Below are 15,957 nucleotides of genomic sequence, written 5' to 3' on the forward strand. Positions count from 1 at the left end.
GAGCCTCCGGCAGTTTACGGTATGTTACATCAAATCCCTCTTTTTAGCAAGACGGGCTGCCGAAAGAGAGCCTGTCAGCGAAGAGTGCCATAAAAAAAACACTCTGAACGAGCGTAGTATGAGCATAAACACTCCGGCAATGCTGCCGCGTCTGTGCATCGTCAGCAGCGGTACGGATCCGGACGGGTCGGGCATGCAGATAAGGCGGCAGCTCCGGCTGCTCCGCCCTTCCCTGCCGTGCCTCCTGCAGATAAGGGAAAAGCATCTCGATGCAGCAGTGCTTTTCAGGCTGAGCCTTGCCGTAAAAGAGGAGGCGGCATCCCGAAATGCGCTGATTCTCCTGAATGAACGGGCCGATATAGCCATGGCGGCAGCCCTTGACGGCGTCCACCTCAGGGAATCGTCATGTCCAGCCGGAAAGGTCAGGTCCTTTATAGGCCGCATGCTCACGGGAAAAAGCGTTCACTCGCTGGAATCCGCCGTGAAAGCCGCAGAATCCGGCGTGGACTACCTGATTTTCGGACCTGTTTTCGACACCCCTTCCAAGCGGCAGTACGGCGCTCCGCAGGGCTCGGACGCTCTGGGAGCAATCTGCCGCACCGTATCGGTCCCTGTGTTTGCCATAGGGGGCATTACACCGGAAAATGCACCGCTATGCCTTGCGGAAGGCGCATACGGAGTTGCCGCGCTCTCCCTTTTTACCGATACCGTAACGTTGCCGGAATTACTGGAAACCTTTGAAAAACTGCTTGCATCATGATCCCTTCGGCTCCTTTTCTCTGTTATGTTACCGATGAATCCCCCTCTCCGGTCGATTCTGTCAGGAAAGTTCTTGAGGGCGGGGCATCGATGATCCAGCTTCGCCATAAATCCGCTTCCGGGGAGCAGCTTTACCTGTGGGCGAAGGAAATGCAGGATCTCTGCAGGATGCACAACGCCGTTTTCATCGTCAACGACAGGGTGGATATAGCGCTGGCAGCGGACGCTGACGGCGTGCATCTTGGTCAGGAGGATCTCCCTGCCAGAGAGGCGCGGAAACTCCTTGGCCCGAAAAAAATCATGGGCATTTCGGCATCCACACTGGAGGAGGCGCTGCGTGCGGAGATGGATGGAGCCGATTATGTGGGGTTAGGCCATATCTTCGAAACCTCTTCGAAAGAAAAGCACTCCCGCCCGCTCGGCCCCGAAGCCATAGCCGCCGTAAGGGCAGCGGCAGGCATTCCGATTGTCGCCATAGGGGGCATAAACAGGCTGAACGCCGCACGTACGATCGCTTCGGGAGCATCGGGAATTGCCGTTATCGCGGCAATAAGCAGGGCTCCTGAACCTGAACGTGCAGCTCGGGAACTGGTGAGCATTCTTCAACACCAACAATAAACCGAAGTGCGCTACAGAACCGTTCTCACCATAGCGGGTTCCGACGGCAGCGGCGGAGCCGGAATACAGGCGGACCTGAAAACCTTCGCCGCTCTGGATTGCTACGGAGTTTCCGTCATAACGGCCGTCACCGCACAGAACACCCTTGGCGTTGCCGACAGCTTCGAACTGCCGGTATCGAGCGTAAAAGCCCAGCTGGGGGCAATTCTCGGCGACATACCGCTCGATGCCGTGAAAATCGGCATGCTCGGAAGCGCAGCCATCGTCAGGACGGTAGCCGGAATGCTGAGGAAAATCGACGTTCCTGTCGTACTCGACACCGTTCTGCAATCGTCAGGAGGCAGGGATCTGCTTGAACGCGATGCCCTGCCGGTCATGATAGAAGAGCTCTTCCCTCTTGCCCGGCTGATTACGCCGAACATTCCCGAAAGCGCTCTGCTTCTGGGAGAAAAGCGGCTGCCGGCATCCAGGGAGGAGATAGAGCGGACCGCGCGAATGCTGCAGGAGATGGGGGCCGGAGCGGTGCTTGTAAAGGGAGGACATCAGGAAGGCGACCGCTGCAGCGACTGCCTGCTCTGCAACAACCGGATCAGCTGGTTCAGCACGGAAAAAATCGTTACCCGCAACACCCACGGCACCGGCTGCACGCTCTCTTCGGCTATCGCGGCCTTTCTCGCCTGCGGCATGTCGCTGGAATCGGCCGTAGAAAAGGCAAAAACCTACACGTTCGAGGCAATCAGGGCAGGAGCCGCCTACCGTCTTGGGAAAGGAAGCGGCCCACTGCATCACGCTTACCGGTTCTGGAGTTAACCGCTCTCAGTTCACGCCCCTCGGACGCCGGCCGATGGAGTAGTAGGTGAAACCGGACTGCTCCATAAAATCGGGGTTGTAGATGTTTCTGCCGTCGAAAATCACCGGTTCCCCGAGTTCCCGCTTGATCATGTCGAAATCAGGACTGCGGAACATCAGCCATTCGGTCAGGATGGCAAGAGCATCGGCGCCGGCGACAGCATCATCGGGGCTCGAGGCATAGAAAAGGTCTTCTCGCTGGCCGAAAATTCTTTTCGCTTCTTCAATGGCCACCGGATCGTAAACCCTTACGGTCGCGCCCAATTCCCAGAGTTCCTCCATCACGCGCCTGCTGGGCGCCTCGCGCATGTCGTCGGTGTTGGGCTTGAAGGCAAGACCCCATATCGCGATGGTGCGTCCGGAAATGTTTCCCTTGAAATGCTCCCTGATCTTGCGTACGAGACTGCTTTTCTGATCGTGGTTGACCGCCTCGACGGCCTGAAGAATCCTTGCATCGTATCCGTGCTTGCGTGCGGTACGCTCCAGCGCCTGCACATCTTTCGGAAAACAGGAGCCTCCATAGCCCACGCCGGGGTAGATAAACGAAAACCCGATCCGGGAATCAGAACCGATGCCTCTTCTGACCTCCTCCACATCGGCGCCGACGCGCTCGGCGATGTTGGCGATCTCGTTCATGAAGCTGATTTTGGTGGCGAGCATCGAATTGGCGGCATACTTGGTCAGCTCGGCCGAGCGGATGTCCATGGCGATAAAGCGCTCATGGCTCCGGTTGAATGGCGAATAGAGGAAACGCAGAAGCTCTCTTGTCCGGGGGTTGTCGACACCCACGACGATCCTTTCGGGTTTCATGAAATCGTTGACGGCATCGCCCTCCTTGAGGAACTCCGGATTGGAAACCACATCGAAATCTATGCCGGCATTGCGTTCGTTCAGGACGGAAAGCACTTTTTCGCGCACCAGATCGGCGGTACCGACCGGAACCGTGGACTTGTTGATGATGATGCGGTACTCCTGCATGTGAGTACCGATGCTTTCCGCCACGCTCAGGACATGGCGGAGGTCGGCCGATCCATCCTCATCGGGAGGAGTTCCGACGGCAATGAACTGGTAGAGACCGAACTCCACGCCTTGAAGAATATCGGATGTGAATTTAAGCCGGCCATTCCTGCTGTTTTCATGAACGATGGTATCGAGTCCGGGTTCGTAAATGGGAATTTCACCGTTTTTCAGCCGGTCGATTTTTGCCTGGTCAATATCGACGCACAGCACTTCGTTACCGACCTCGGCAAAACATGCTCCGGTGACAAGACCTACGTAACCGGAACCGAATATCGTGATTTTCATCAGCTATTTTATTTAATTCATGTAAGTTGAAAGCCCCGGAAAACGGAGGCGGAGCTCCCGGTCATTCGAAAACGACAACGAGACAGCGTGACTTTTTCCAGAACTCGTTCTCATCGCGGATCAGCAGGAGAGATGACGTACCGCCGCCGGCAAGCTCATAGGAGCCTGTTGTGTGCGGGGTGATAATTTTCAGGTTCTTGAGCGGCTTGCTGAAAAAGATGTCTCTGGTTTCGGTAATATCGAGTTTTTTGAACATCGCCACATTGAAGTCCGGAGAGATACGGTACTGATTGCCGAAAAACTTCTCGAGCGGATTGATTTTCACAAGAACACCCTTGGAAACAAGCTCGTCGAAAGTACCGGAAATATAGTACGCCGTATAGAGCTGATCACCCTGCTCCTGAATGAAATCGTCAAGCACATCGACCGTTTTCATCAGGGAGGTCACCTCGCTGCTGAGCCGCTGCACCTGTCCTTTCAGCCTCCTTACCTCGGTATCCCTGTCGTTGATGGCGGTTTTCATCTCGGAGGTCAGCTTGTCGAGCGACGCTACCCGGTACTGGGATTTCCGGTTCTCCTCTTCAAGCGTCGCAATAAGAGCCTTGCTGGCCGAGAGAGTCGAATCGATAAAACGGATGCTTGCATAGATATCCTTTCCAATCTGCTCGGCATCCCTGCTGTCCTGCTTTTCGATATCAGAAGAAAGCCGTTCGACGACAGCCTCCTTCTGCTGAATGCGCACCAGATTTTTCTGCACCTGCGTCAGAATGGCCATCATGGATTCCATATGCTGCTGCTGCGGGTCCTCTTCCGGCTTTGCCGAACGGTCGCATCCCGAAAGAAACAGCAACAGTGCCATAAACGCCAGCACTGCGGCAGGCCTGCCCCCTTTATGCCTTACAGCCATTGAATCCATTGTTCAATCCCTTCTTTTGTGCCATACCATCTGGTATGCGGTGTAGGAAGATGCTCGACATGCGGAATGGTCACATTGTGCGCACCTTCAAGAAAACAGCTCCCTGCGGGAACGATGCCGTCTCCGGAAACCTGACCGTCTTCGGCAACACTTTTATAGAACATGAAACACATCTTTTCAAGAACACTGCCGTGCAGATTACCCGGATACTGGTCGCTCACGATGGATACGACCTCTTTTCGGGAAAAAAAGTCCCTGTCGAGATGCCTGAAAATAAAATCCGTCTTGATTTTCGCATAATGCTCATGCGTATGAAAGGGAGTACCGAGCGTCACGAGCTTTCCGACAGACTCGCCAGGATGATAGACCTCTCCCTGAAAGGGTTTTTCCAGAAGATAGATCATGGCGACGGTGCCTCCGCCGCTGTGCGCGACAATCGTTACCGGTTCTCCCGGAAACCGCTTCTGCAAAACGCGTACCGAGCGGTCGATTGCCGCCATCACCCTGTTGGTGGAACGTTCGGGCGAGGGTGGAAAACCGACCCAGTCAAGAAAACTCACCGGCGCTATGGCGATTTTCTCTTTCGGCATGTATTCGGACAGCGCATCGCGCATCACCTCGTAGAGGCCGTCCCAGAAAAGCACGCCAGGGACAATAACAACCGGATTCCGTTGCGGCAGCGTCATGAGCGTTAACGTTTTATGAACAGATCATTCTCCAGGCAGTTCCCTTTACGACCAGGCTTTCAGGAGATCGACGATCAGTCTGACGCCGAAACCCGTTCCACCGGAGACTTTCGCGCCACCCTTGCCGGAAGCGAATGACGGTCCTGCAATATCGATATGCGCCCATTTCCTGTGGCCGTCGGTAAACTTCTCGAGAAATTTGGCGGCGGTTACCGAACCGGCGCCTCTGGCTCCGAGATTGCTGACATCGGCGACATCGGACTTGATCATTTCGTCATACTCTTCCCAGAGCGGCATGCGCCATACTTTCTCCCCCGTACGCTGCCCGGCTTCGCAGATATCCTCGGCAAGCCTGTCGCTGTTGCTGAAAAGACCGGCGACGGAATAGCCGAGAGCTACGATGCAGGCTCCCGTAAGCGTGGCAAGATCGATGATGATGTCGGGGTTGTACTGTTTTTTCGCATAGGTGAGGGCATCGGCAAGAATAAGCCGGCCTTCGGCATCGGTATTGCCGACCTCGACGGTAATGCCGGAATAGGTCGTGATGACGTCGCCGGGTTTCAGGGCGGAGCCGCTCGGCATGTTGTCGGTAGCGGGAACAAGACCGATAACCCGAACAGGCAGCCTGAGGAGGGCTGCAGCTTCAATGGCGCCGATAACCGAAGCTGCGCCGGCCATATCGGATTTCATTTCACCCATGCCTTCGGAGGGTTTCAGGGAAATTCCTCCGGAGTCGAAGGTAACGCCCTTGCCGACAAGCGCGACAGTTCTGGAGGCTTTTCCTGCCGGGTTGTATTCCAGTACGGTAAAAGTCGGGGGGTGCTGACTGCCCTTGTTCACCGCAAGCAGACCGCCCATGCCGAGAGCTTCGATCTCCTCCTTTCCGAATACCCTGACCTCGTAGCCTCCCCTTGCACCGGAATCCAGGGCAGCACGGGAGATATCCTCGGCCTGGAGCATGTTTCCGGGAAGATTCACCAGATCTCTGGCCATATTCTGGCAGGAACCGGTAATCAGGCCTGCAGCGAAACCCTCTTCAAGAGCGGCAAGCTGCGCCGTATCGGATCTCAGAACCAGTTCGGCAATATCCCTCTTTTTATCGTCCCTGTCCTTCTTCTTTTTAAGCTTGTCGCTTTTCAGGCGGTCGAAACGGTAGGAACCGAAAATGCACCCCTCGATGAACGCCGAAACCACAGTCTGCGCCGAGGTTTTGGCCGATGCCGCAAAGGTCTTGACGGCAGTCATATCGACCGCCAGCGATCCGACCTTCATTTCGACGGCTTTTGCTGCAAGCAGGGCCCCCGCTTTCCGGTAATCATCGAGTTTCCTGCCCTCACCTAATCCGAGCAGAACGACACGCCGGGCGGCGGTCTTTCCGGTACTTCCGTACAGAAACGCCATCTGGCCGTTTTCAGCCTTGAAATCCTCCATGACCCCGTCATCGAATCCCATGTCGGAGAGCAGCGCCGAACCGTTTTTTTTAAGCGAAGCGCCGGTAAAGGGAACGACAAGAAGAGCGGTGCCGATTTTCCGGACAGGAGTGGCTGTTGCGGATATGTTCATAAAAGGAGTGTTCGTTTGTCTTTCAGTGTAATCAGATATCCTGTTTTTTCAGAAAAGCCCTGACATCATCGGGTATGGCCTTGCGTGCCCGTTCAGCCGAATACTGCAGGAGGCACCCTGCTGCGTTCATATGGCCTCCGCCGCCGTAACGCTTGGCCAGCTGGTTTACAAAAATGCTGCCCCTCGAACGGAAACTGGCCTTGATCCTTCCGTCATGCATCTCCACCATGAGCACGGCAATGAGCACCGAGGGCACACTCAGAAGATATTTAATGATCAGATCGGTATCAAACAGTTTGCTGCCTGTCGCCTTCATCATCTCCTGCGAAATGAAAAGCGAAGCGATCTTTCCGTCGTCGTGTATCGTGATGGCGCTCAGGGATGCGCCCAGCAGTTTCAGCGCCTGCGGTGTCAGCGAGTTGTACACCCTGTCGTAGATCACCGACGGATCGGCGCCCTTGTCGACAAGATCGCCGGCAAGCCGATAAACATAGGGCGTACTCTTGGGAAACCTGAATGAACCGGTATCGGTCATGACCGCGGTATAGAGCGCCTCGGCGACCTGCGGCGAAATGAGCGACCTGCCCGTCTTTTCCTCGATAGCCCTGATGAGATCGTATACCAGTTCGCCGGTGGAAGACGCATACTGCTCGCAGACCATAACATCGGCAAAATCCTCGGGATCGAGATGATGGTCGATACAGACTACCTTAAGCGCCCCCAGCTCCCGCGCAAACTGGACATGCGGCCTCAGTGAACCCATGCGGTCTCCGAGGTTGGCATCGAGCACGACAACGACATCGCAAAGCGAAAGGCTCTGAATGGCCTCCTCGTCGCGGTCGTTGAAAAGCACGATATCTCCGGCCTCTTTCAGAAAAATGTAATTGGGGGGAACCTCCGTGGGATTGACAATCGATACTTCACGACCGAGCGCCCTGAGTACCAGCGCAAGGGCGACTTCACTGCCAAGACCGTCACCGTCGGAATTTTCATGAGTCGTCAGCACAAAATGACGACCTTCAAGCAAAACCTCTATAACAGGAGACCATTCCTTCAAATCAAGCTTGCGCCCGTAACCCGGTAGTATCATCCGTTTCCTATAACTTTAACAAAAGAACTTAATCTATTACTTTTCCCTGTAAGGAAAAAATAAAGAGCGGCTTTTGAACGGATGACTTCAGGCGGGCTGAAAAACGGTCTCTTCTCCGAAAAAAGAACCGAGGAGATTTTTGTAGTTCGAAAAAGCCTCCCTGCCAACCGATGTTATGCTGTAGATTGTCTGAGGCTTGCGTGCCTGAAACTCCTTGTCGCAGCTTATATAGCCTGCCGACTCCAGCTTCCTCATATGGACACTGAGATTACCGTCGGTCGCCCTTATCTGATCACGGATCTCGACGAACGAGGCCTGATGCGCCGCATGAAGATATGCAAGAGCGGCAAAACGTATGCGGGCATGTATTACCTTGTCGAGCAATTGATGGTCATAGTTGACATCATTCCCGTTTTTTGCACTCATGATACTCGAATGGGGGAGTTTTAAAATAATTTACTTACGATGATGAACTGGTCTCCTGCCCGACGACAACACGAAAAATGCCATCAGAAGCTCACTAAAATCACTATAATGATTTACTCTTTTTTTCCAAAATCCCTTTAAGCCTATTTCAGACAAAAAAAAACCTTTTTTACCGATTACAAGCAAATCAGTGCCGGCCGTTACCGGCAAACAAGTACTTCGAGCACCCTTTTTCCCTGTTTTAATGCAACCCATGCAGCCGATACTTCCAAACATCAAGGACCTGACCAGAACCGGACTGAGAGAGGTGGTTTCATCTCTCGGCGAACCGGCATACCGCGCCTCGCAGATCCACCAGTGGCTGTTCAGTCACCGCTCCGCAAACATGGACGACATAACGATCCTGAGTCTTGCGCTGCGCCGGCGGCTATCTTCCCTCTATGCCGTCAGGGAGGCGACCCTGGACGAACACCGGGAGGAATCCGTCGCCGGTCCGGAGATGCCGACGACGAAATTTCTGGTAAGCATGCCGGACGGCCAGTCCGTGGAATCGGTGCTCATACCCTCAGCCAACAGAATAACCGCCTGCATTTCCTCACAGGCCGGCTGTCCGCTCAACTGCACCTTCTGCGCAACAGGCAGGATGGGTTTCAGGAGGAACCTCTCCCCCGGAGAGATAACCGATCAGGTGTTCCTGCTCAACGATTTTCTTGCTGAACGGTACGGGGAGACGAAAAAAATAACCAATGTGGTCTTCATGGGCATGGGCGAACCGCTGCTCAATATGACCAATGTCCTTGACGCCGTTCAGACCCTGACCGACCAGCACTACCGCTTCAGTCTGCCGCAGCGCAAAATAACGATCTCCACCGTTGGCCTGACGCCGGAAATCCGCCTTCTCGGGGAAGCGTCGGTAAAAACCAAACTGGCCGTCTCGCTGCATGCCGCAATCCAGGAAAAACGGGAGTCACTGATACCTGTCGCACGCGACTACCCGCTCGACGAATTGAAGCGGGCACTCTCGGAATACAGCAGAAAAACCGGGCAGCAGGTCACCCTTGTCTATATGCTGCTCGACGGGATCAACGACAGCCCGGAGGACGCCAGGGCTCTCGCGAAATTCGCAAAAAGCCTTTTCTGCAAAATTAATTTGATTGATTATAATGCAATCGTTAATATTAAGTTCAAGCCTGTTTATGCCGGAACCAGAGAGCTCTTCATGCGCTCTCTTCTTGATTCAGGGCTTCAGGTAACTGTCAGAAAAAGTCAGGGAGCGACCATCGATGCCGCATGCGGTCAACTTGCCGCAGAAAGAGGGCCGCATATCCCGGAAGAACCGTATTAATTATCTAACCGGCTCAACAACCATGGATTTGACAGATTTCATTCCTTTCAAAACGGAGTTCGCCAAAGCCTATCACGGCTTGACCGGCAATGCCACGCACACTTCGGAAACGCCTGTTTTCAACGAACTGAAGGTTCGCAGGTATGAACTTCCCGCCCAGGAGGTTTCGGAGTTCATCGTCGACAAGATCGACCGGTGGGTAGGATGGAATTTCAAGCATGAAAAAACGGCGGTCGGAGGCATGCGGGTCATTCGGGCCGAGGTATTTTCCTTTGCGCTGCTCGGCATGAAAATCGATGTCACCTTCGGACTCCATGAGGAAAAGGATGTAAACGGCCGCCTGATCACCACCGTCAACGCCAAGGCGCTGACTAATATCGAATCGAAAGGCGATCTCGGCGAAAGCCGCAGAGTCATCAGGATGCTGCTTGGAGCGCTGGATTTCGAATTCAGAAAAAAAATCATCAATGAGGAGGACTACCTCTACCGTTCTGTAGATCCCAGGGGCGCGACGGCGGCCTTCCAGCAGATTTTCGACGAGGCCAGGCTGCAGAACCAGAAAAAACCCGACGGTTCGCCCAAGGCGAAATCAATCGAATTCAGGAAAAAAAGTCCTGTTCAGTCCATACCGTTGACAATGGGCTCAAAAAGCGATGCCGTCCAACCGTCATCGGAAAAGCCTGCCGAGCAGAACGGAACGACCCCTGCAGCTGCGGAAACGGAAACTGAGGCATCCGAGGCAAAGCCGTCCAAGCCGAAATTCACGATTATCACCAAAAAAACCACCTAAGCAGCTTTTGATGAGAATTATTTTACTGGGGGCTCCCGGAGCCGGAAAAGGAACGCAGGCGAACTTCATTTCAAAAGCTTTGAACATCCCCCAGATTTCTACTGGAGACATGCTCAGGGCTGCTGTTAAAGCTGAAACGCCGGTAGGTCTTCAAGCCAAGAAGGTAATGGATGCAGGACAGCTCGTTTCGGACGACATCATCCTTGCGCTCGTCAAGGAACGTCTGGAGCAGTCCGACTGCCTGAACGGATGCCTTTTTGACGGATTTCCCCGTACGCTTGCGCAGGCGGAATCCCTGAAGAAAGACGGCATAAGGATCAATCAGGTCGTTGAAATCGATGTGGACGACTCTGAAATCATTACCCGCATGAGCGGAAGGCGGATCCATCCTGCTTCAGGCCGATCCTACCATATCCAGTTCAACCCTCCGAAAGAGGCTGGCCTCGACGATGAAACCGGAGAACCGCTTGTACAGAGAGAGGACGACCGGGAAGAAACCGTAAAAAAACGCCTGGAAATTTACCACAGCCAGACCGCACCGCTTATCGAGTATTACAGCGGCTGGGCGGCGGACGGAGAAGAGAATGCGCCGAAGTACCGGAAAGTGAAAGGAACCGGCAGCGTTGAAGAGATCAGGGACCGGATTCTGGAAGCGCTTTCATCCTGCTGATCTGACCGCAAGTCAAATTCGAACATAAAAAGTCAGTGGCAGCCACTGACTTTTTTCTTTACGCGCTATGCAGGCACTCCTCGTTATCGACAGGCTTTTCAGGGGCGAATCCGTAACGCTTCCGGTTCCGGACGGGCTTGAAAAGGAGATACAGGCCGGAAGCATGGTGCTGGTGAATTTACGGAACGGAAGGGAAACGCTTTACCCCGGGTACGTTCTGGAGCTTTCCCCGGAAAAAAGCGACGGCGACGCCGGGCCGTTCATAGCTGACCTTCTCTACGGAGGAGAACCGGTGCTGCGCCGCCAGCAGCTCAGGCTCGCGCGCTGGATGGCCGATTACTATCTCACCATGCCCCTCGATACGGTCATCGCCTCCCTTCCTGCAGCAATCCGGACCACCGTTCACGACGTGGTCGAACTCAACAGCTTCGAGCTGAAGCCCTCCGAACAGAAAACCGTCAGCACACCGCTACGCCGCGCGATCCTGCAGCTGCTCTCCGAAGAAAAGAGACTCACCGTGCGCCAGCTTCAGAAAAGGCTGGGCAGAAAGCAGCTTTTCGGAACGCTCTCCGAACTGGAAAAAGGCGGCTATATCATCCTGAAAAAAAAATTCGCCACAACCCGGCCGAAACAGAAAACCGCATACAGAGCCGCCGCTGCGCCGCCAGGCAACCCGGAAGAGCTTCTGGTCAGCGCGCCAAGGCAGCTCGAAGCGTTCAGGGCTCTGGCGGCACTCGGAGATCAGGACGGTTTCGCCGAAACCCTCGGGTTTTCTCCGGCGCTCCTCAACGAACTGGTCAAAAAAGGAATTGCCGAAAAAACGGCGGTCGATATAAGAAGCAATTTCCGGAACACCTACTCGGAAACCCCCAAAAAGCCGCAACGCCTTACCGACGCCCAGAGCGGGGCTCTCGATATTCTCGGCCAGGCCGTAGAGCAGGAGAGCTTCGGGGCGTTCCTGCTCTACGGAGTGACCGGAAGCGGCAAAACACTGATCTACATCGAACTGCTGAAAAAAGTGATTGCCGGCGGCAAAACCGCCATTGTTCTTGTTCCGGAAATATCCCTCACTCCCCAGACCGCAGGTCGCTTCCGCCATCACTTCCATGACGACATAACCATTCTGCACAGTGCCATGAGCGATCAGGAGAAGTACGACGCCTGGCACAGTCTCAGAAGTGGCCGGACAAAAATCGCGCTCGGCGCGCGCTCGACCATTTTCGCCCCGCTCGACAACGTGGGAGCGATCATCGTCGACGAAGAGCACGACGGAGCGTACAAGCAGGACCGGAACCCGCGCTACCATGCCAGGGATACCGCCGTCATGAGGGCCATGCTCGAAGGCGCCGTTTGCGTGCTGGGCTCGGCGACGCCCTCATTCGAATCGTACCACAACGCCAAAAACGGCAAATACCGCATGATCCGCCTCCCGGAAAGGATCGACGGAGCCTCCATGCCGCTCGTCACCCTGATCTCGATGCGTGAAGCGCCAAAGGCTTCGGCCTCGATATCCGACCGGCTCTTCCGCGAAATCAGGAAGCGGATCGAAAAAAACGAACAGGTTATCCTGCTGCAGAACCGGCGCGGTTTTGCAGGAAGCGTCTTCTGCCTCGACTGCGGACATACGCCCGAATGCCCTCACTGCAACATCCCCCTGGTTTACCACTCCACCGGAATGCAGCTGCGGTGCCACTACTGCGGCCATACCGAGCTTTTCACGGAAAAATGCGGCAAGTGCGGCTCCGGCAGCCTTTTCTACAAAAGCAGCGGCACGGAACGGATCGAGGAGGAGCTGAAAACCCTCTTTCCCGAAGAAAACATTCTCCGAATGGACATCGACACCACTTCGGCGAAAGGATCGCACGGCCGCATCCTGAAAGCGTTTCACGAAAAAAAATCCCGCATCCTGCTCGGCACGCAGATGGTTGCAAAAGGGCTCGATTTCCCCGACGTAACCCTCGTGGGAGTCCTGATGGCCGATATCGGGCTGAACCTCCCCGATTTCAGAGCCGCCGAACGCATGTACTCCCTCCTGACCCAGGTTTCAGGCCGGGCAGGAAGAGCCGCAATTCCAGGCGAAGTCTATCTTCAGGTCTACAAAAGCGAGAGCGAGGTTTTCCGGGCTCTGCTGGAAGGGAACTACGAAAAGTTCTTCGAACGGGAAATGACCCTGAGAACCATGCTCCGCTATCCGCCCGCCGCAAGACTGGTTAAATTCGAATTCTCTTCCACCGAAGAACATCATGCCGAAGAGGCGGCCCTCTCCTTCAAAAAACAGCTTGAGGCCCACCTGCCGCCGGACAAGGCCGTACTGCTCGGCCCCGCCCCGGCAGGTATCGCCAGGCTGAACGGGCGGTACCGCTATCAGCTGCTTGCAAAAATTCTTGCCGGAAAACTCTCCCCCGCGTTCATCCATCACCAGATCGACGCGCTCCACGCGCTCTACCGCACCGCAAAGCTCTCGGTAACCATCGACGTCGATCCGCAGAATCTGATGTGAGTGAAAAACGTAGGCGGTAAGCAGTGGGCCGGCAGACTGGATTCTGGATTTCCGACAACTCCCAACCGCCACCGCCCACCGCCTACTGCCCACCGCCTACTGCCTCCCGCCTACCGCCTACCGCTCACTGCCTACTACCCACCGTCTCCTGACTCCCCAATAGCTTGACTTCCAGGAAATTCGTATATTGGACTGTTTTGATAAACGCTTTAAAAACGGTAGTATGAGTACCTTTACCCTGACGCGGGAAGACATGAAGGCACATCCGCTGCAAGCCGCAGGCATCGTGATGTTCCTTGTCGGACGCTATATTTTCGCGATCTTCTTTCTCTACGGTTTCTGGCACAAACTTACCCGGGGGTGGCTGTGGACCGACAAGATGTTCGGTTTTTTCACAGAGCGTCTCTACGCTCCTCCGCCACTGAACGACTTTCAGACCATCTATCTCGAACACTTCGCCATTCCGCTGGCCTTGCCGATAGCATGGATCGTCACCATTGGGGAACTGATCATCGGGGTATGCCTTGCCCTGGGACTTACCGTGCGGGCAAATGCGGCCTTCGCCCTGTTCATGGTGCTGAATTTCGCGGCAGGAGGATTCTACAACCTCACCCTGCCACCCTTCATGATTTTTTCGGTACTGATGATGATTCTGCCCTCCGGCCACTGGCTCGGTCTCGACAGAAACCTGCACGAGCGATACCCCGAATCGATCTGGTTCAGGTGATGATCCCTGCGGCTTGCCTTTTCTTATCCTTCAGGACAGCCTGAGGCGTTGCAGTGCGTGCTGCCATCCTCAGGTGACGTCCCGTTGACGCAGAAAAGCTTCAGCTTCGAAACGGTTGGCAAGATAGCCGTCCTTCCCTTTCAGACGGGCGGAAAGAGAACTGAACATATAGGCGGGAATAAAAAAAGGACCCCACCGCTCGTACTGCCGCACATGGATCAGCTCATGACTCCGCCACCGTTCAAGAACATCCTCGCTGCAGCCGAGCACCACATGGCCCAGCGTCAGAGCGGCAGCCGGTCCGGCGAAGGGAATGCGTTCGAGCACCCATGCCGGCGCCCTGCCGCTGATTTCCAGCACACCCCCGATCCGTTTTATCCTGCCTCCAGAAACAAGCGCAGGCGGCAGCAGCAGCAATCCGAGAGCCGTATTGGGCAACGCCCAGAGATAACGTAAAACGGTAAAAGGCTTCATCGACACTCAGCATAATGGTTTCGGTCAGAAATGTACAACCAGAAAAGAAAGCAGATGATTCCGATGCCTTTAATGCCAGGGCCGCCTCTGAAAATTGACGGGCAATGAGGTCCTTCAGATCGGAGCCGTGTGACCGGTCAAAAACTCCCGTAAATAATGAAGAGCGCGCATCACCTCCGGAAATCGCCATTTTTTCGTAACATTGCGTACTTCGGCACACCAGAAAACCTATGATGGAAAATCAGTACCTCCTTTTTTCCGCCCTGCTCGGCACAGGGCTTCTTGCCGGCATCGCGATCGGCTTTCTCCTGAAAGCCCGTACCGGAAGCGCCGGTGGCAGGCCGATCGGCATTGCTCAGTCAACGGTTGCCGGACGAGGGGCTTTTGCGCTGAAAAACATCAGGGAGGGGGCTACCGTCGAACGCTGTCCGGCGCTGGAGGTGACCGACAGGGATGTCGGGGGGGAGCTGCTCAACTACGTCTTTTACGGAAGCGATGAGAAGAAACGCCTTGTCGCCATGGGTAACGGCATGCTGTTCAACCACTCCTCCACTCCGAATGTGGCCTACTACCTCGAGGAAACCTCTCTCGGGCCGGAACTCGTCATTTATGCCCTGCGCGACATACGTAAAGGCGAGGAACTTTTCTACAACTACGGAGAAGAGTGGTGGTCTACAAGACAATAGGCACAAAAGCACCGTATATTGAAGTGTGGAGGTATCCTTTAGCAACTGCAGCAACCGAAGGAACGAAGCCATGAAAAAACATACCGGTATATGGATCGACCACAGGGAAGCCATTCTGGTTTCCGTTGAAGGCGAAAACACCTCCGTACAGCATCTGCAGTCCGGGGCTGAAAGCCATTTCAAGCCGTCCGGAGGCTGGAAATCGGGAGGCACGTCGGTCGCCCAGGCTGTTGGAATGGAAAAGAGTTCGGAAGAGAGCAGAATGCACCAGTACCATGCGTTCTACAAAAAGGTCATCGCCCTGCTCGGGGGTGCCGATACCATTTGGATTTTCGGCCCCGGCGAGGCGAAAAAGGAACTTGCCGCAGAGATCGCAAAAGTCCATCGGCCTGGCGGGAAAGTCACGGCAGTTGAAGCCTGCGACCGTATGACCGAAAAGCAGCTGGTCGCCAAAGTCAGGTCCCGTTTCGAAGCGGAAAAGTAAACGGAGCATCTGAGCAAATACCTCAGCTCATCCGGATCGGGAACGGAATTCAGCCACAGAAAATCAACG

General features: G+C 54.9%; 17 protein-coding genes. 10 read left to right on the forward strand and 7 right to left on the reverse strand.

Annotated elements, in window-relative coordinates; genetic code table 11:
• Nucleotides 1–118: 118 nt before the first annotated feature.
• The 3 genes from WBP50_RS05445 to thiD are packed head-to-tail and all read left to right on the forward strand — an operon-like array spanning nt 119 to nt 2,187.
• A complete protein-coding gene (locus tag WBP50_RS05445; protein WP_423932245.1) occupies nt 119–760 on the forward strand; it encodes a thiamine phosphate synthase in 642 nt (213 codons plus the stop codon).
• Nucleotides 757–1,377: a thiamine phosphate synthase gene (thiE, locus tag WBP50_RS05450; protein WP_423932247.1), complete on the forward strand. Its 621-nt coding sequence runs from the start codon at nt 757–759 to the stop codon at nt 1,375–1,377. Before WBP50_RS05445 ends, thiE begins: the two co-directional genes overlap by 4 nt.
• A gap of 6 nt (nt 1,378–1,383) precedes the next feature.
• Complete coding sequence (gene thiD / locus WBP50_RS05455) at nt 1,384–2,187, forward strand: bifunctional hydroxymethylpyrimidine kinase/phosphomethylpyrimidine kinase (RefSeq protein WP_423932248.1); 804 nt, start codon at nt 1,384–1,386, stop codon at nt 2,185–2,187.
• 6 nt (nt 2,188–2,193) lie between these two features.
• On the opposite strand, the gene WBP50_RS05460 is transcribed toward thiD, so the two are convergent.
• From WBP50_RS05460 to WBP50_RS05485, 6 genes are all read right to left on the reverse strand, one after another.
• A complete protein-coding gene (locus tag WBP50_RS05460; RefSeq protein WP_423932250.1) occupies nt 2,194–3,531 on the reverse strand; it encodes a UDP-glucose dehydrogenase family protein in 1,338 nt (445 codons plus the stop codon).
• A 61-nt stretch (nt 3,532–3,592) separates the two neighbouring features.
• Nucleotides 3,593–4,447 (reverse strand): BLOC-1 subunit 2 family protein, encoded by an 855-nt coding sequence (locus WBP50_RS05465; protein WP_423932252.1) that lies wholly within the window; start codon nt 4,445–4,447, stop codon nt 3,593–3,595.
• Nucleotides 4,429–5,133, reverse strand: a complete 705-nt coding sequence (locus WBP50_RS05470; RefSeq protein ID WP_423932254.1) for an alpha/beta fold hydrolase — start codon at nt 5,131–5,133, stop codon at nt 4,429–4,431. Before WBP50_RS05470 ends, WBP50_RS05465 begins: the two co-directional genes overlap by 19 nt.
• A 45-nt stretch (nt 5,134–5,178) precedes the next feature.
• Entirely contained in the window at nt 5,179–6,696 is a 1,518-nt protein-coding gene (locus WBP50_RS05475) for a leucyl aminopeptidase (protein WP_423932255.1), read from the reverse strand.
• Between the two features lie 31 nt (nt 6,697–6,727).
• Complete coding sequence (locus WBP50_RS05480; RefSeq protein WP_423932257.1) at nt 6,728–7,786, reverse strand: DHH family phosphoesterase; 1,059 nt, start codon at nt 7,784–7,786, stop codon at nt 6,728–6,730.
• A gap of 87 nt (nt 7,787–7,873) precedes the next feature.
• Nucleotides 7,874–8,212: a winged helix-turn-helix domain-containing protein gene (locus WBP50_RS05485; RefSeq protein WP_423932258.1), complete on the reverse strand. Its 339-nt coding sequence runs from the start codon at nt 8,210–8,212 to the stop codon at nt 7,874–7,876.
• A 253-nt stretch (nt 8,213–8,465) separates the two neighbouring features.
• On the opposite strand from WBP50_RS05485, the gene rlmN reads away from it, so the two are divergent.
• The 5 genes from rlmN to WBP50_RS05510 all read left to right on the forward strand — a co-directional run bounded on the left by rlmN (nt 8,466) and on the right by WBP50_RS05510 (nt 14,244).
• Entirely contained in the window at nt 8,466–9,557 is a 1,092-nt protein-coding gene (gene rlmN / locus WBP50_RS05490; protein ID WP_423932260.1) for a 23S rRNA (adenine(2503)-C(2))-methyltransferase RlmN, read from the forward strand.
• 22 nt (nt 9,558–9,579) lie between these two features.
• The gene (locus tag WBP50_RS05495) at nt 9,580–10,347 is read left to right on the forward strand and encodes a hypothetical protein (protein ID WP_423932262.1); all 768 of its coding nucleotides are present in this window, start codon (nt 9,580–9,582) and stop codon (nt 10,345–10,347) included.
• Between the two features lie 10 nt (nt 10,348–10,357).
• Nucleotides 10,358–11,017, forward strand: a complete 660-nt coding sequence (gene adk, locus WBP50_RS05500; protein ID WP_423932264.1) for an adenylate kinase — start codon at nt 10,358–10,360, stop codon at nt 11,015–11,017.
• 67 nt (nt 11,018–11,084) lie between these two features.
• Nucleotides 11,085–13,517 carry a replication restart helicase PriA gene (gene priA, locus WBP50_RS05505; protein ID WP_423932266.1) on the forward strand — a complete coding sequence of 811 codons (2,433 nt, stop codon included), beginning with the start codon at nt 11,085–11,087 and terminating at the stop codon, nt 13,515–13,517.
• Nucleotides 13,518–13,740: 223 nt separating this feature from the next.
• A complete protein-coding gene (locus WBP50_RS05510; RefSeq protein WP_423932267.1) occupies nt 13,741–14,244 on the forward strand; it encodes a DoxX family membrane protein in 504 nt (167 codons plus the stop codon).
• A 69-nt stretch (nt 14,245–14,313) separates the two neighbouring features.
• Here the strand turns inward: WBP50_RS05510 and WBP50_RS05515 are convergent, their stop codons facing one another.
• Entirely contained in the window at nt 14,314–14,718 is a 405-nt protein-coding gene (locus WBP50_RS05515) for a hypothetical protein (RefSeq protein WP_423932269.1), read from the reverse strand.
• A 230-nt stretch (nt 14,719–14,948) separates the two neighbouring features.
• Here WBP50_RS05515 and WBP50_RS05520 point away from each other — a divergent pair, with 230 nt between their 5' ends.
• On the forward strand, nt 14,949–15,404 hold the full coding sequence (locus WBP50_RS05520; RefSeq protein ID WP_423932271.1) for an SET domain-containing protein: 456 nt from the start codon (nt 14,949–14,951) through the stop codon (nt 15,402–15,404).
• Between the two features lie 70 nt (nt 15,405–15,474).
• On the forward strand, nt 15,475–15,888 hold the full coding sequence (locus WBP50_RS05525; protein ID WP_423932273.1) for a hypothetical protein: 414 nt from the start codon (nt 15,475–15,477) through the stop codon (nt 15,886–15,888).
• Nucleotides 15,889–15,957: the final 69 nt, after the last annotated feature.

This window comes from Chlorobium sp., from assembly GCF_049593655.1.
Classification (GTDB): domain Bacteria; phylum Bacteroidota; class Chlorobiia; order Chlorobiales; family Chlorobiaceae; genus Chlorobium.

What these genes read in the sequence shown, in the direction of transcription:
- WBP50_RS05495 (WP_423932262.1), top strand. Translation starts at nt 9,580, where the DNA reads ATGGATTTGACAGATTTCATTCCTTTCAAAACGGAGTTCGCCAAAGCC.
- WBP50_RS05520 (WP_423932271.1), top strand. Translation starts at nt 14,949, where the DNA reads ATGATGGAAAATCAGTACCTCCTTTTTTCCGCCCTGCTCGGCACAGGG.
- WBP50_RS05445 (WP_423932245.1), top strand. Translation starts at nt 119, where the DNA reads ATGAGCATAAACACTCCGGCAATGCTGCCGCGTCTGTGCATCGTCAGC.
- WBP50_RS05510 (WP_423932267.1), top strand. Translation starts at nt 13,741, where the DNA reads ATGAGTACCTTTACCCTGACGCGGGAAGACATGAAGGCACATCCGCTG.
- WBP50_RS05465 (WP_423932252.1), bottom strand. Translation starts at nt 4,447, where the DNA reads ATGGATTCAATGGCTGTAAGGCATAAAGGGGGCAGGCCTGCCGCAGTG.
- WBP50_RS05470 (WP_423932254.1), bottom strand. Translation starts at nt 5,133, where the DNA reads ATGACGCTGCCGCAACGGAATCCGGTTGTTATTGTCCCTGGCGTGCTT.
- thiE (WP_423932247.1), top strand. Translation starts at nt 757, where the DNA reads ATGATCCCTTCGGCTCCTTTTCTCTGTTATGTTACCGATGAATCCCCC.
- WBP50_RS05460 (WP_423932250.1), bottom strand. Translation starts at nt 3,531, where the DNA reads ATGAAAATCACGATATTCGGTTCCGGTTACGTAGGTCTTGTCACCGGA.
- priA (WP_423932266.1), top strand. Translation starts at nt 11,085, where the DNA reads ATGCAGGCACTCCTCGTTATCGACAGGCTTTTCAGGGGCGAATCCGTA.
- rlmN (WP_423932260.1), top strand. Translation starts at nt 8,466, where the DNA reads ATGCAGCCGATACTTCCAAACATCAAGGACCTGACCAGAACCGGACTG.
- WBP50_RS05475 (WP_423932255.1), bottom strand. Translation starts at nt 6,696, where the DNA reads ATGAACATATCCGCAACAGCCACTCCTGTCCGGAAAATCGGCACCGCT.
- WBP50_RS05480 (WP_423932257.1), bottom strand. Translation starts at nt 7,786, where the DNA reads ATGATACTACCGGGTTACGGGCGCAAGCTTGATTTGAAGGAATGGTCT.
- WBP50_RS05515 (WP_423932269.1), bottom strand. Translation starts at nt 14,718, where the DNA reads ATGAAGCCTTTTACCGTTTTACGTTATCTCTGGGCGTTGCCCAATACG.
- WBP50_RS05525 (WP_423932273.1), top strand. Translation starts at nt 15,475, where the DNA reads ATGAAAAAACATACCGGTATATGGATCGACCACAGGGAAGCCATTCTG.
- adk (WP_423932264.1), top strand. Translation starts at nt 10,358, where the DNA reads ATGAGAATTATTTTACTGGGGGCTCCCGGAGCCGGAAAAGGAACGCAG.
- WBP50_RS05485 (WP_423932258.1), bottom strand. Translation starts at nt 8,212, where the DNA reads ATGAGTGCAAAAAACGGGAATGATGTCAACTATGACCATCAATTGCTC.